The sequence below is a fragment of the Micromonospora sp. WMMD967 genome (assembly GCF_029626165.1).
GTDB classification, from domain to species: domain Bacteria; phylum Actinomycetota; class Actinomycetes; order Mycobacteriales; family Micromonosporaceae; genus Micromonospora; species Micromonospora taraxaci.
Genome location: NZ_JARUBK010000001.1, coordinates 2497732 through 2511912 on the forward strand (window position 1 = coordinate 2497732; position 14181 = coordinate 2511912).

14 protein-coding genes and 3 tRNA genes are annotated in these 14181 nt (G+C 71.9%); 14 read left to right on the plus strand and 3 right to left on the minus strand.

The features are described from left to right. Positions 1-224: 224 nt before the first annotated feature. From O7631_RS11745 to arfB, 7 genes are all read left to right on the plus strand, one after another. On the plus strand, positions 225-734 hold the full coding sequence (locus tag O7631_RS11745) for a hypothetical protein (RefSeq protein ID WP_278144278.1): 510 nt from the start codon (positions 225-227) through the stop codon (positions 732-734). 254 nt (positions 735-988) lie between these two features. Beyond that, positions 989-2038 (plus strand): MoxR family ATPase, encoded by a 1050-nt coding sequence (locus O7631_RS11750; RefSeq protein WP_278144279.1) that lies wholly within the window; start codon positions 989-991, stop codon positions 2036-2038. Next, positions 2035-3048 carry a DUF58 domain-containing protein gene (locus tag O7631_RS11755; protein WP_278144280.1) on the plus strand — a complete coding sequence of 338 codons (1014 nt, stop codon included), beginning with the start codon at positions 2035-2037 and terminating at the stop codon, positions 3046-3048. Before O7631_RS11750 ends, O7631_RS11755 begins: the two co-directional genes overlap by 4 nt. Beyond that, positions 3045-4004: a VWA domain-containing protein gene (locus O7631_RS11760; RefSeq protein WP_088991097.1), complete on the plus strand. Its 960-nt coding sequence runs from the start codon at positions 3045-3047 to the stop codon at positions 4002-4004. The genes O7631_RS11755 and O7631_RS11760 overlap by 4 nt, the downstream gene beginning before the upstream one ends. 36 nt (positions 4005-4040) lie before the next feature. Further along, on the plus strand, positions 4041-4925 hold the full coding sequence (locus tag O7631_RS11765; RefSeq protein WP_278144281.1) for a trypsin-like peptidase domain-containing protein: 885 nt from the start codon (positions 4041-4043) through the stop codon (positions 4923-4925). A gap of 87 nt (positions 4926-5012) precedes the next feature. Further along, positions 5013-5309, plus strand: a complete 297-nt coding sequence (locus O7631_RS11770) for a hypothetical protein (protein ID WP_278144282.1) — start codon at positions 5013-5015, stop codon at positions 5307-5309. Between the two features lie 162 nt (positions 5310-5471). Further along, positions 5472-5897: an alternative ribosome rescue aminoacyl-tRNA hydrolase ArfB gene (gene arfB / locus O7631_RS11775; protein WP_145785134.1), complete on the plus strand. Its 426-nt coding sequence runs from the start codon at positions 5472-5474 to the stop codon at positions 5895-5897. 97 nt (positions 5898-5994) lie between these two features. Here the strand turns inward: arfB and O7631_RS11780 are convergent, their stop codons facing one another. Then, positions 5995-6864, minus strand: coding sequence for a 3-methyladenine DNA glycosylase (locus tag O7631_RS11780; protein ID WP_278144283.1), 870 nt, complete (start codon positions 6862-6864; stop codon positions 5995-5997). Positions 6865-6899: 35 nt separating this feature from the next. Next, a complete protein-coding gene (locus O7631_RS11785; protein ID WP_278144284.1) occupies positions 6900-8372 on the minus strand; it encodes a hypothetical protein in 1473 nt (490 codons plus the stop codon). Positions 8373-8546: 174 nt separating this feature from the next. On the opposite strand from O7631_RS11785, the gene O7631_RS11790 reads away from it, so the two are divergent. The 4 genes from O7631_RS11790 (at position 8547) to O7631_RS11805 (ending at position 9962) form a co-directional block, all read left to right on the plus strand. Further along, positions 8547-9350 carry a fumarylacetoacetate hydrolase family protein gene (locus O7631_RS11790; RefSeq protein WP_278144285.1) on the plus strand — a complete coding sequence of 268 codons (804 nt, stop codon included), beginning with the start codon at positions 8547-8549 and terminating at the stop codon, positions 9348-9350. Positions 9351-9458: 108 nt separating this feature from the next. After that, positions 9459-9530, plus strand: a tRNA-Gln gene (locus tag O7631_RS11795). Between the two features lie 133 nt (positions 9531-9663). After that, positions 9664-9736, plus strand: a tRNA-Glu gene (locus tag O7631_RS11800). A gap of 153 nt (positions 9737-9889) precedes the next feature. Further along, positions 9890-9962 (plus strand) — tRNA-Glu (locus tag O7631_RS11805). 481 nt (positions 9963-10443) lie between these two features. Here the strand turns inward: O7631_RS11805 and O7631_RS11810 are convergent. Continuing rightward, positions 10444-11130, minus strand: coding sequence for an IclR family transcriptional regulator (locus O7631_RS11810; RefSeq protein WP_007456408.1), 687 nt, complete (start codon positions 11128-11130; stop codon positions 10444-10446). Positions 11131-11179: 49 nt separating this feature from the next. On the opposite strand from O7631_RS11810, the gene leuC reads away from it, so the two are divergent. The 3 genes from leuC to O7631_RS11825 all read left to right on the plus strand — a co-directional run bounded on the left by leuC (position 11180) and on the right by O7631_RS11825 (position 14087). Next, complete coding sequence (gene leuC / locus O7631_RS11815) at positions 11180-12625, plus strand: 3-isopropylmalate dehydratase large subunit (RefSeq protein WP_269680691.1); 1446 nt, start codon at positions 11180-11182, stop codon at positions 12623-12625. Between the two features lie 15 nt (positions 12626-12640). Then, the gene (gene leuD, locus O7631_RS11820; protein ID WP_269680690.1) at positions 12641-13228 is read left to right on the plus strand and encodes a 3-isopropylmalate dehydratase small subunit; all 588 of its coding nucleotides are present in this window, start codon (positions 12641-12643) and stop codon (positions 13226-13228) included. A 172-nt stretch (positions 13229-13400) separates the two neighbouring features. Further along, a complete protein-coding gene (locus tag O7631_RS11825; protein ID WP_347403502.1) occupies positions 13401-14087 on the plus strand; it encodes an HU family DNA-binding protein in 687 nt (228 codons plus the stop codon). Positions 14088-14181 lie beyond the last annotated feature (94 nt).

Sequence of the window (14181 nt, forward strand, 5' to 3'; positions counted from 1 at the left end):
TCCCGGCTTTTTTCGGTGCTACGTTCCATCTGGCTCAAACGACGCAACTCTGAGTAGTAATACCAGCTCAGAGGGGGTAAAAATTGGTGAGGATTAGACCTCATCGAGGGTAGGTGAAAAGCTTTCCTTCGCCCTGCCGCCGTCGCCTCGCCTATTAGTGGGCAGTCATCCGTCCCGCCCCGCGGGTCGGCCGAATTCACCCGGTCACACAAGGGGGACCTGTCATGAGCTCATTCTTCCGACGTAAGGCGGCAGCGGTCACATTCGCTGTCCTGGCGCTCAGCCTGGCTGGTGGGGGCATCGCTGTCGCCCAACCGTCGGCGAAGGCGCCGCAGGAGGCCGTCCAGCCGGCGGCGCGCGGCACAAGCAACCAGCCGCCGGTCACGGCCGAGTCCGCACGGTCGGCGAAGGCCGCGCTGGCGGCGGGTGGGGTCACTACGTTGGCAGCCGCCAACTGGTACACCGTCGTCAACTCCAACGGCACCAAGGCGCGCGGCACCGGAACCGTGATCAAGTACGGCGCCGGTCAGTACGAGGTGCAGTTCGGCTACAACGTCTCGGCCGGCGCGTTCCTGGCCACCATTTCGCGCTCCGACTCCTGCTGCATCCCGCCGGCCGGCGAGATCTCGGTCGCCCCGCGGCTGGGCACGCCCAACGGGGTCTTCATCCAGACCCGCAACTCGGCCGGCACCCCGGCTGACCTGGGCTTCACTCTCCTCACCCACACTCCCTGACGAACCGAACCGGCATCCGGCCCCCACGCCTCGTGCGTGGGGGCCGGGCTGGTTCTGGTCGACTCGGCGTCCCGGACTCCGGGGTGTCCCGCTCAGGGGCGTCCCCGTCGTGAAGCCGAGTCGATCGGGCGTTCTCGCCCGGCTCGCGCCGGTCGTCACCCTTCCGCGCAGTTCATCCCCGTTCGGGTCACCCCGGGCCCTCCCGGGCCGCACAATCCGACGTTTGCCGGGCACCTGCCCGGGAAGCAAGCACCGTGACGGACATCTCGGACACCCTGGCCAGCATGCCCAGCGCGGTCGAACCCGAGCCGACCGGCGTCGAGCTGGAACAGACCCTCTTCGAGGTCAAACGCGTGATCGTCGGGCAGGATCGCCTCGTCGAACGCCTGCTCACCGCACTGGTCGCCAACGGGCACTGCCTCCTGGAGGGGGTCCCCGGCGTGGCCAAGACACTGGCCGCGCAGACCCTCGCCACAGTGGTTGGTGGCACCTTCTCGCGGATCCAGTTCACTCCGGACCTGGTCCCCTCCGACATCGTCGGCACCCGGATCTACCGGGCCTCCAAGGAGACCTTCGACATCGAGCTGGGCCCGATCATGGCCAACCTGGTACTGGCCGACGAGATCAACCGCGCCCCGGCAAAGGTCCAGTCGGCACTGCTGGAGGCGATGGCCGAACGGCAGGTCTCGATCGGCGGACGAAGTTGGCCCGTCCCGGCGCCGTTCCTGGTCCTGGCCACCCAGAACCCGATCGAGTCCGAGGGGGTGTACCAGCTCCCGGAGGCACAGCGCGACCGGTTCCTGATGAAGGTGGTGGTCGACTACCCGAGCGACGCCGACGAACTCGCCATCCTCTACCGGATGAGCACCGACCGGCCGACCCCGCGCCAGGTGCTCGACGCCGAACGGCTGCGGGACCTCCAGGCCCACGCGGAGAGGGTCTTCGTCCACCACGCCCTGGCCGAGTACGTGGTACGGCTGATCCTCGCCACCCGCGACCCGGGCCGGTTCGGGCTACCGGAGATCGCCCCGCTGCTGGCGTACGGGGCCAGCCCTCGGGCCACCCTGGGCCTGGTCGCGGCCGCCCGAGCGCAGGCCCTGCTGCGCGGACGGGAGTACGTGCTGCCCGAGGACATCCGGGAACTCGCCGTCGACGTCCTCGCCCACCGGCTGGTGCTCTCCTTCGACGCGGTCGCCGACGGAGTGTCGGCCGAGAGCGTGGTGCGCCGGCTGATCGAGGCGGTGCCACCACCTCGGCTGGCCCACGGGCAGCCACAGCAGGCGCCGGACCTGGCGGCGGCATGAGACGAGCGCACGTCGCGCAGGCCGACCCCGGCCTGGCCGAGCTGGCCCCCGACCAGCGGTTGCGTCGCCTGGAACTGACCGTCACCCGCCGACTGAACGGTCTGCTGCACGGCCAGTACCGGGGCCTCCTGCCCGGCCCCGGCAGCGAACCCGCCGGCAGCCGTGAGTACCGGCCGGGCGAGGACGAGGTACGCCGGATGGACTGGGCGGTGACCGCACGGACGACCGTGCCACACGTCCGGCAGGTCGACGCCGACCGTGAACTCACCACCTGGCTGCTCGTCGACGGCAGCGCCAGCATGGAGTTCGGCACCGCCGAGTTGGACAAGCGGGAGCTCGCGGTGGCCGCCGTCGCGGCGGTCGGTTTCCTGACCGCGGGCGTCGGCAACCGCCTCGGAGCCCAGGTGCTGCGTGCCGACGGGGTACGCCGCTTCCCGGCCCGCAGCGGACGTACCCATCTGCTTGCTCTGCTCCGCACGCTGCTCGCCGCCCCGCGTGCCACCGCACCCGCCGACCGGGCGGGGCGCGAGCTGGCGGTGGGACTGCCGGACCTGGCCGACGGACTCGACGCCCTGCACCGGATCGCCAACCGGCGCGGCCTGGTCGTGGTGGTCTCCGACTTCCTCGACGGGCTGCCCGACGACCCCGACCAGCAGGCGCCCTGGGAGCGGACGCTGCGCCGGTTGGCCGCCCGGCACCAGGTGCTGGCGATCGAGGTGACCGACCCACGTGAGCTGGAGTTACCGGACGTCGGCCTGATCACGCTCGTCGACCCGGAGACCGGCCGCCGCCGAGAGGTGTCCACATCGGATCGTCGGCTGCGTGAGCGGTACGCCCAGGCCGCCGCCGCGCAGCGCGAGCAGGTCCAGAAGGCGTTGCGTCGCAGTGGGGCGACGCACCTGCCGCTGCGCACCGACGGTGACTGGAGCGCGGACATCGTCCGGCACGTGCACGCCCAGCGTCGGCTCGCCGCCGCGCCGGCCGGCCAACGACGGGGAGGTGCCTCGTGATCTGGGAGTCGCCGCTGCGGCTCTGGCTGCTGCTCGGTGTGCTCGCCCTGGTCGTCGCGTACCTGGTGGTGCAGCGGCGACGGAGCCGGTACGCCGTCCGTTTCACCAACCTGCGGTTGCTGGACCGGGTGGCGCCGGAGCGACCCGCCTGGCGTCGACACGTACCGGCCGGGCTCTTCCTGGCCATGCTGGCGCTGCTCGTGGTCGGGTTCGCCCGACCCAGCGCGGAGGTCCGGGTGCCGCGGGAACGCGCCACGGTGATGGTGGCGGTGGACGTCTCCACCTCGATGCTCGCCACCGACGTGGACCCGGACCGGTTGGCCGCCGCCAAACAGGCGGCCCGGCGCTTCGTGGAGGGCCTGCCCGACGAGTTCAACGTGGGCCTTGTCGCGTTCGCGGGCAGCGCGGCGGTGCTGGTGCCGCCGAGCACCGACCGGGATGCCCTCGACGAGGGGATCGGGCGGCTCGCCGAGGGCATCACAGGTGTGCAGGGCACCGCGATCGGCGAGGCGATCAACACGTCCCTCGGTGCGGTCAAGAGCCTGGACAGCGAAGCCGCGAAGGAACCGCCACCGGCACGGATCATCCTGCTCTCCGACGGCGCCAACACCTCCGGAATGGATCCGATGGAGGCGGCCGCGGAGGCGGTGACGGCGGAGGTGCCGGTGCACGCCATCTCGTTCGGCACACCGTCCGGGTTCGTGGACCGCGGCGGACGCCCCATCCAGGTGCCGGTCGACGGGCAGACCCTCAAGGCGGTCGCCGAGGAGACCGGCGGCATGTTCCACGAGGCCAGCACCTCCGACGAGCTACGCGCCGTGTACGACGACATCGGCAGCTCGGTCGGCTACCGCACCGAACGGCAGGACGTCTCGGCCCGGTTCATCGGCCTCGGACTGGTGTTCGCCATGGGTGCCGCCGCCGGCTCGATGCGCTGGTTCTCCCGACTGCCCTGATCGCCGCACCACCGACGTCGACCGTGAGGAGTACGCATGGCAGTGCAGACCGGACTGGGCGAAGCGCGCGGCCCCTGGTTCATCTCACCGGAACTCGGCCCGGACGGGCGCGGCTGGTGGGAGCCGCCCGAGCGGGAACCGGGCGGGCGGCGATCCCGACGGCTGCTCGCCGCGCTGGCCGTGGTGGCGATCTCCACGGTGTCGGGTGCCGTCGCCGGTGGCGTGGTCGCCGGACAGTACGGGGATCCCGGTGCCTCCGCCGCGTCCGCCGCCCCGGTGCCGGCCGAACTGGTCACGGCGGCCGAACGGACCGTACCCGGGGTGGTGTCGGTGTTGGCCGGCGGTACGACGGCCGGTTCCGCGAGCGCTGGATCCGTCAACGGCGGTTCCGCCACCGGCTCCGGATTCGCCGTCGACGACCAGCAGCACCTGATCACCAACGACCACATCCTGGCCAAGGGCGGTGGCGGGCCGGTGACTGTGGAGCTGCCCGACGGCCGCCGCTTCGCCGCCGAGGTGGTCGGACGGGAGCCCCGCAGCGACCTGGCGGTGTTGAAGGTCCCGGCATCGGCCGGTCTGACCCCGTTGCCCCTGGCCAAACCGGGTGCGACCCGGGTCGGCGAGCCGGTCCTCGCGGTGGGTTCGCCGCTCGGTCTCGCCGGTACGGTCACCGCGGGCATCGTCAGCGCCCTGGACCGTCAGGTGCGACTGGGCAACAACCGGCACACCGCCGTGCAGACCGACGCGTCCATCAACCCCGGCAACTCCGGTGGGCCCCTCGTCAACGCCCGCGGTGAAGTGGTCGGGGTGAACACCGCCATCGCCACCATCGACGGCAACGGGTCGATCGGCATCGGGTTCGCCATCCCGATCGACCAGGTGCAGCAGACCGCCGACACGATCATCGGCAAGGGCGGCTGAGCTGCCCGGACGGCCTCCAGTGTCAGATATCCGGCCGGACAGCATCGGGCCATGGAAATATTACGGTCGGTATGGATACTGGCGGAGGTGGAGCGTCCTCTTCTCGCGGTCCTCCTGCTGGTGGGCCTGTTCATCGGATGTGCAGTGGGGTCGGCGTACGCCCGGGCACGACGCGGGTGGAACGATTACCAGACCGTCAAGAAATCGGTGCCGGGCGCCCGTCGAGGCGCCTGGTTGCTGATCCGTGGTGTCGCCGTCAAGGCCGGGGTGATCGCCCTGCTCCTCTTCGGCGCGGTGGCGTACGCGGCCGTCGGCTCGGACGAGGAAACCGCCGGGCCGGCACCCGGCCAGTCACCGACGCAGAGTGAACCTCCGCGCCGCTAGGCAGGCGTCCCGCGCCAGCCACGATCCGCGGCGCGCCGTGCCGGCCACGATCCGCACAACGTCCCCGATGGTGCTGCGTCCGCCAGGCGGGAGGCACCACCATCCCCGATGTTGTGCGGATCTTGGGGACGGGTGCCCGGCCTCGCCGTATAGCCTCAGGGCGTGGACGACGGACTGCGGGTGACCGACCGGTGGGTCGTCCCCGCCGGGGAACTGCGGGAGCGCTTCTCCCGTTCCTCGGGGCCGGGAGGGCAGGGAGTCAACACCGCGGACTCCCGGGTCGAGCTGAGCTACGACCTGGCCAACTCGCCGGCCGTGCCCGAGTCGCTGCGGTCGCGGGCGTTGGCGCGCCTGGCCAACCGACTGGTCGACGGGGTGTTGACCATCGCCGCCAGCGAGCACCGGGCCCAACTGGCCAACCGGGAGGCGGCCCGGGAACGGATGACCGCCCTGCTGCGGGAGGCCGCCGCGCCCCCACCGCCGGCCCGTCGGGCGACCCGTCCGTCCCGTGGGGCCAAGGAACGCCGGCTGGCCGAGAAGAAACGCCAGTCCCAGCGCAAGCGCGACCGCCGCGCCGACAGCGACTGACCCCTGCGCCGCCCACGGAGCGCACGTTCCAGGCTCGGGTCGACGCGATCGAGGGCGGCAGCCGCGCTGGTCGACGGGCAACCGGACAAGTGGCGCGCTAGTCGGCCGGGACGGCGGCGAGCAGCCGGGCGCGCAGCACAGCGCCCCGGTCCGCGAAGGCGCGTTGTGCCGCCGCGTACTCCGCCCGACCCTCCGGCGTCTCCACCCGCACCGGCGGGTAGCCGAGTGCCGCCAGGTCGTACGGGCTGGCCCGCATGTCCAGTGTGCGGATCTCCGTGGCCAGCTCGAACGCGTCGGCCACCAGCTCCGAACCGACCAGCGGGGACAGCTTGTACGCCCACTTGTACAGGTCCATGTTGGCGTGCAGGCACCCCGGCTGTTCGAGGGCGTGCTGCGTCTCCCGGGTCGGGGTGAGCAGGTTCAGCGGTCGGGCCGGCGCCGTGAAGAACCGGAAGGCGTCGAAGTGGCTGCACCGCACGCCCCGCTCCTCGACGACAGCGGCGGTCCGCTCCGGGCTCAGTCGCAGTGGCCAGGCGTTGTGCCGCAGCTCCGCCTGGGTCTGCCGGTAGACCATCGCCCACTCGTGCATCCCGAAGCAGCCCAGGTGTGGCGCCCGCCCGCTGGTGGCCGCCAGCAGGGAGCGGATCCAGGCGATCGACTCGCCGCGCCGTGCGCGTACCCCATCGGTGTCGAGGGTGACCCCGGCGGCGGTGGCGCGGTAGTCCCGGCCGAACTCGGCCGGATCGGCGCCGTGCAGCTCGACCCCGGCCCCCGGATGCCAGCGACGGAGCTGGGCCGGGCGGTGCGAGTAGTAGGTGAACAGGAAGTCGGCCACCGGATGCCGCTCGCCGCGCCGGCGGCGGGCCAGGTGCGGCGCCAGCCAGACGTCCATCCGCTCCTCGTGGGCCCGCCGACGGGCCTGCCACTCCGCCGCGTCGAGCACGGCGGGGGCGAGGACGGCGGTCACGCATCCCAGGGTACGACCGCCGCCCGCGCGCCCGGTCAGGGCATCTGCACCCGAACCCCGGCGGAGAACACTCCGCTGCGCAACTCCAACTGCTGGGGCGGGTCCCGGCCGTCGACGGTGAAGACCAGCGGGAGCACCATCCGGGTACCCGCCGCCATCGGGTCGGCGAAGACGTCCCGACCCAGGTTGGCCGCCCTGGTGGCCGGCTCGTCGGTGCTCACCCAACGCCCGCCGGGCAGGTACGCCCGTTGCAGCTGACCGTGCCAGGGCTGGTGGTCGCCGGTGACGTTGCGCACGCCCACGGTGGCCTGGCAGCGTCGGCCGTTGGCCGGTGCCGCACCGCCGTCGGTCCCCCCGGCGGAGCCGGGCGCGCCACACGCCATCCGGTACACGGTGAACTCGAACGCCGACTCCCGCAGCGGCACGCCCACCGGCCCGGCGACCCCGGTGCCCATCCACGCGCCGCTGGTCGGCTGCTTCTGCGTGTCGATCTGCGAGACCTGCCGGGTCGCCGTCCACCCGGCGGTGCCGACGACGCCCGCCAGCACCGCGACGGCGGCGCCCACCAACAACCAGACCGGTGGGGTACGCCGACGCCGCGTCGGCTTCGGAGTCGCCGGCCGCGGGTAGATCGTCCCCCGTCCAGCGCCCGGCCCACCGCCGTCGGCCAGCGCGGCGGCCGTCACCCGACGCCCACGCCGACGTCGCCACACCCACACCACTGCCGCGCTGATCAGCAGGAGCACCGCCAACCCGGCGAGCAGCACCGGGTACCGCCGCCAGGGCGGCGCCTCGGTGACCTCGGCCGCCGGTGCCGCAGCCGCCTTCCAGGTGGCCGTGGCGCAGTCGTACGGCCGGGTGCCGTCGCTGGTGAACGCACACGCCGGGGCGGTCAGTGGTTGGCCGGGCGCGGTCGCGGCGAGTGCCGTTCCCAGCGTGGTGGAGCTGTGCGCCGGCAGCCTCAACCGCCAGGTCACCTCGGTGGCGGAACCGCCGGCCCGGGTGGACCGGCCGCCGCCGCTGATCGCTGTCGGCGACGAGCCGGGCGGCAGTTCCTGGCGCACAGTGGTCTCCACGGGCGCGTTGCCCACGTTGCGGACCTGGATCCGGTACCTCGGTGCCGGGCTGTTCTCCGGCGCGACCGCGACGGTGACCTGTTGCGGCGGCGCCGACGCCGGTGCCCGCGACGGTGGTGCCATCGCCGGCGGCGCCGACGGCGGGGTGGGCTCGGTCACCCGCGCGACCATCGCCACCGGCGGTCGGGTGACGGCCGGCCCGGGTGTCCCCGTCGTGGACGCCGCCACGCTCGGTCGTGGCGTCGCGGGGCCGGCCGGGGGCGCGGCCGTCGAACGCGGCGCCGCAGCCGTCGGTTGTGGCGTGGCGGCCGGTGGTCGTGGCGTGGCCGCCGCCTCCGGTGCCGCCGCCGGCAGGGCCGGCACGGCGGCGAGGATGCCGAGGCAGTGTACGAACACTGCGAGGGCTCTGTGGTGTCGTGTCGATGCAGGCATACGAACGAACCTCCGGAGCCGACGGTAGGGGCGAGTCGCCTCCGTGCGGGTACGAAGTCCGGAAGACCGCCCCGCTCACCTCCTGCTCCGATAGGGTGCCGCGCGGTGACGGGTTGAGCACACCCGGCGGCCGGTCCTGGTCGGTCGGGGTGCGGGCGGGGCTAGATTGGCGGGGTGCGTATCGCTCGTTTCGCCCATGCCAAGGGAATGTCGTTCGGTGCCGTCGAAGGCGAACCGGAGGCCGGGCCGCAGGGCCTGACCATCGCCGAGATCGAGGGCCACCCGTTCGGCAATCTGACCTTCAGTGGGGCCCGTTGGGCCCTCTCCGACGTTCGGCTGCTCTCGCCGATCCTGCCCAGCAAGGTCGTCTGCGTCGGCCGCAACTATGCCGACCACGCCGCCGAGCTCGGCAACGACGTGCCCAAGGAGCCGCTGCTCTTCCTCAAGCCGTCCACCTCGGTGATCGGCCCCCGGGACGCCATCCGACTGCCGATCTTCTCCAAGCAGGTCGAGCACGAGGCGGAACTCGCCGTCGTCATCGGGGCGCCGGGCGCGCGCCGCGCCGACCGGGCCGCCGCCGAACGTGCGATCTTCGGCTACACCTGCGCCAACGACGTCACCGCGCGGGACCTCCAGCGCTCGGACGGGCAGTGGACCCGGGCCAAGGGCTTCGACTCGTTCTGCCCGATCGGTCCGTGGATCACCACCGGTCTGGACGTCTCCGACCTGGAGATCCGCTGTGAGGTGGGTCGCAACCCGGAGGAGATGGAGGTACGCCAGCTCGGCCGGACGAAGGACATGGTCTTCGACGTACCGGGCCTGGTGTCGTACATCTCGCACGTGATGACCCTGCTGCCCGGCGATGTCGTTCTCACCGGCACTCCGGCCGGGGTTAGCCCGCTCGTCGAGGGGGATACGGTCAGCGTGCGGATCGAGGGCATCGGCGAGCTCACCAACCCGGTGGTTCCCGTCGCCTGATTCGTCTGATGCCCCTGTTTCCGCAGCTCACGGGTGGTTCGGGGGGATCGGATTTGGCCTGCCGGCACCGGGAGGGTAAAGTTCACTCCCGGCGCCGCAAGGGGCCAATGGGGTATGGGGTAATTGGCAGCCCGACTGATTCTGGTTCAGTTAGTCTAGGTTCGAGTCCTGGTACCCCAGCGCTGCTGGAATTCGTAAGAATTTCAGACGCTGGATTCTGACGGAGTTCGACTCCGCTCCTCCGGGGGTGGAGTCGCCTCCGGTGGAGTGCAGCTCCTCCGCCCGCGTAGGGTGGGGGAGCGAAAGTTGTTCTGGCCCCGTCGTCTAGCGGCCCAGGACGCCGCCCTCTCAAGGCGGTAGCGCCGGTTCGAATCCGGTCGGGGCTACATTGTGCACAGCCCGTCTCACCTGGTGAGGCGGGCTGTTTCGTGTCTGCTGAGGGCGCGCCGAGGTGGCACCCACCCCGTGCTCACCCTCGCGGGCGGTGCCGCTAGACTACTGCCGCACCGCCCGCGAGGGTGGTGAACGGAAGAAGTTCTGGCCCCGTCGTCTAGCGGCCCAGGACGCCGCCCTCTCAAGGCGGTAGCGCCGGTTCGAATCCGGTCGGGGCTACAACGAAAAGGCTCGTCTCGCTGTCGCGAGGCGAGCCTTTCCCGTTCCCGTGGCGCCCGGCCTTTTGGCCCCCGCCCCCGGCCCGCCCCGCCCCCGGCGCCCCGCCCCCGCCCCCGGCGCCCCGCCCCCGCCCCCGGCGCCCCGCCCCCGGCCCCTGGCTCCCGGTGATCAAGAGGTTTGCGTCACGACACGCCGTAAGCGCTGACGCAAACCTCTTGATCACCGGAGGCGGCGGAGGTCCCACCGCTGAGGGCCGCACCATCGGGGATGGTGCGGCCTTGCGCGCGTCGGAGGCAGCAACATCGGGGAAGTTGCTGCTTCCCGCGCGTCGGAGGCAGCAACATCGGGGAAGTTGCGCGGATCTTGGTGCGGCGGGCGGCGGGCGGCGGGCGGCGGGCGGCGGGCGGCGGGCGGCGGGCGGTGTGCGGCGGGCGGTGTGCGGCGGGCGGTGTGCGGCGTGCGGTGTGCGGCGGGTGCGGGACTAGAGGCCGGACAGGCGTTGGCCTGCTCGGACGACGGCCATGGCGTGGCGTTCGCCGGGGCGGCGGCCCAGGCGCTCGATCGGGCCGGAGATGCTGACCGAGGCGATCACGCGGCCGGTGCGGTCGCGGATCGGGGCGGAGACGCTCGCCACACCGGCCTCCCGTTCGGCGACGCTCTGCGCCCAGCCACGGCGGCGTACCTCGGCGAGGGTCCGGCCGGTGAACTTGCTGCGCGGCAGCAACGGCATCACCGCTTCCGGCGGCTCCCAGGCGAGCAGGATCTGGGCGGCGGAGCCGGCCGTCATCGGTAGAACCGAGCCGACCGGAACCGTGTCCCGCAGGCCGCTGGCCCGCTCTGCCGCCGCCACGCAGATCCGCTCGTCCGCGCGGCGCAGGTAGAGCTGTGCGCTCTCGCCGGTGGCGTCGCGCAGCGCGGCGAGCAGCGGCTCGGCGGCGGTCAGCAGGACGTCCGGCGCCGCGTTGGCCAGCTCGCCCAGCCGGGGGCCGGGCCGCCATCGGCCCTGGGTGTCCCGGACCAGCATCCGGTGGATCTCCAGAGCCTGCGCCAGCCGGTGTGCGGTGGCTCGGGGCAGCTTGGTGCGTTCAACGAGTTCGGCCAGGCTGGCGCCGTCGACACAGGCGGCCAGGATGACCACCGCCTTGTCGAGAACGCCGACACCGCTCATACTGTGTCCCACAAGCCGAAACTTACCTCCCAGAATTTAGGATGTCCAGATGGTGGGAGTCACTCCTGAGCCGAGGACCCTGGCCGAGAAGGTCTGGGACGCGCACGTCGTACGGTCCGCCGCTGGTGAGCCGGACCTGCTCTTCATCGACCTGCACCTGCTGCACGAGGTGACCAGCCCGCAGGCGTTCGACGGGCTGCGGCTCGCCGGGCGCCGGGTGCGTCGTACCGACCTGACCCTCGCGACCGAGGACCACAACACCCCGACCGGGTACGCCGACCCGGCGTTCCGCCTCCGCCGTGGTGACCTGCTCACCATCGCGGACCCCACGTCGCGTACGCAGATCGAGACGCTGCGCCGTAACTGCGCCGAGTTCGGGGTGCGGCTGCACCCGCTCGGTGATGACAACCAGGGCATCGTGCACGTGATCGGCCCGCAGCTCGGTGTCACCCAGCCGGGCATGACGATCGTGTGCGGCGACTCGCACACCGCCACCCACGGCGCGTTCGGCGCGCTCGCCTTCGGCATCGGCACCAGCGAGGTGGAGCACGTGCTGGCCACCCAGACGCTGCCGCAGAGCCGGCCGAAGACGATGGCCGTGAACGTCACCGGCCGCCTCGCTCCCGGCGTCACCGCCAAGGACCTGGTGCTCGCGCTGATCACCCAGGTCGGCACCGGTGGGGGGCGTGGGCACATCGTCGAGTACCGCGGCGAGGCGATCCGGGCCCTCTCCATGGAGGGGCGGATGACCATCGCCAACATGTCCATCGAGTGGGGCGCCAAGGCCGGCATGATCGCGCCGGACGAGACGACCTTCGCGTACCTCAAGGGTCGCCCGAACGCGCCCCAGGGCGCGGACTGGGACGCGGCGCTGGCGTGGTGGCGGACGCTGCCCACCGACGAGGGCGCGCGCTTCGACGCCGAGGTGACCCTGGACGCCAGTCGGGTCACCCCGTTCGTGACCTGGGGCACCAACCCGGGGCAGGGTGCGCCGCTGAGCGCGCCGGTGCCGGACCCGGAGGAGTTCGTCACCGACTCGGAGCGTGCCGCCGCGCGCCGCGCCCTGGAGTACATGGACCTGCGTCCCGGCACCCCGCTGCGGGAGCTGCCGATCGACGTGGTGTTCGTCGGCTCCTGCACCAACGGTCGTCTGGAGGACCTGCGGGCCGCCGCCGACGTGCTCCGTGGTCACCGGGTCGCCGACGGTGTGCGGATGCTCGTGGTGCCGGGTTCCGCCGCCGTGCGGGAGGCCGCCGAGGCCGAGGGTCTGGACAAGGTCTTCGCCGACGCCGGGGCGGAGTGGCGGTTCGCCGGCTGCTCCATGTGTCTGGGGATGAACCCGGACACGCTGAAGCCGGGCGAGCGTTCCGCCTCCACCTCGAACCGCAACTTCGAGGGCCGTCAGGGCCGGGGTGGGCGTACCCATCTGGTTTCCCCGCCGGTCGCCGCCGCCACCGCCGTGGCCGGCCGGCTGGCCGCCCCCGCCGACCTGTAGAAGGGACTCCAGGAGATGGACAAGTTCACCACCCACACCGGCACCGCCGTGCCGCTGCGCCGGTCCAACGTGGATACCGACCAGATCATCCCCGCGGTGTACCTCAAGCGGGTGACCCGGACGGGCTTCGCCGACGGGCTGTTCAGCGCCTGGCGGGAAGACCCGGCATTCGTGCTCAACGATCAACGCTATTCCGGGGCGTCGATCCTCATCACCGGCCCGGAGTTCGGCACCGGCTCCTCCCGGGAACACGCCGTGTGGGCACTGCGGGACTGGGGCTTCCGCGCGGTGGTGGCGCCCCGCTTCGGCGACATCTTCCGGGGCAACGCCCTCAAGGAGGGCCTGTTGCCGGTCGAGTTGGAATTGAAAGCCGTCGAAGAGTTGTGGGATCTGGTCGAGTCGGATCCGACCACTCCGGTGACCGTCGACCTGACCGCCCGGCAGCTCCGGGCGGGGGAGGCCAGCTGGTCGTTCCCGCTGGACGACTTCAGCCGGTGGCGCTTGCTGGAGGGTCTCGATGACATTGGACTAACCCTCCGGCACGCCGCTGACATCGACTCGTACGAGGCGCGCCGACTGCCGTTCCTGCCCTCCGTGGCATAGCCGTACGGCCGCTCACACAGCGAATTTCACCCCCATCGGTCCAACCGGTGGGGGTGAATCCGTTGCGACACAAGGGCTTTTTTCTACCGAATGTTTGTGTCTAGGCAGCACAGGGCATAACGTGCGCGCAGAATGGCTCGCGTCGAGTCAGTTGCACAATCGGGAGGAAGTCGTGAACAAGGCCGAGCTCATCGAGGCGCTCGCCGTTCGCCTGGGGGACCGGAAGATGGCGACGGCCGCGCTCGACGCGGTCCTCACCGAGGTCCAGGCGGCGGTCACCAAGGGCGAGAAGGTGGCGATCACCGGATTCGGAGCATTCGAAAAGCGTGTGCGTGGTGCGCGAACAGCGCGCAACCCGCGTACCGGCGAGGCGGTGAAGGTCAAGAAGACGTCAGTCCCGACCTTCCGCCCCGGCGCCGGGTTCAAGGAGATGGTGGCCAGCGGCAAGGTGCCGAAGGCCACGGTGGCGACGAAGAAGGCCACCACGAGCACCGCCACGGCCAAGGCGGCCGGCACCAAGGCGGCGGGAGCCAAGGCGACCGGCACGAAGGCGGCGGGCACCAAGGCGACCGCGGCCAAGACGGCTGCCAGCAAGAAGACCGCCCCGGCCAAGGCGAGCAAGACCGCCACGGCGACCAAGACGGTCGCCAACAAGAAGACCGCCCCGGCCAAGGCGAGCAAGAGCACCACGGCGACCAAGACGGCCGCCAGCAAGAAGACGACCGCGGCGAAGAAGACCACCGCGGCGACCAAGTCGACCGCGGCGAAGAAGACCACGGCGGCGGCGAGCAAGAGCACGGCGGCAAAGAAGGCGCCGGCGAAGAAGGCTCCGGCCAAGAAGGCGGCCAGCAAGCGCTGACCGACCCACTACGAAAGGGCGTCCACCCGTTGGTGGGCGCCCTTTCAGCGTACGCGGACCGTTGACCCGTCCGGTCCCCTCGCGCAGAATCGCC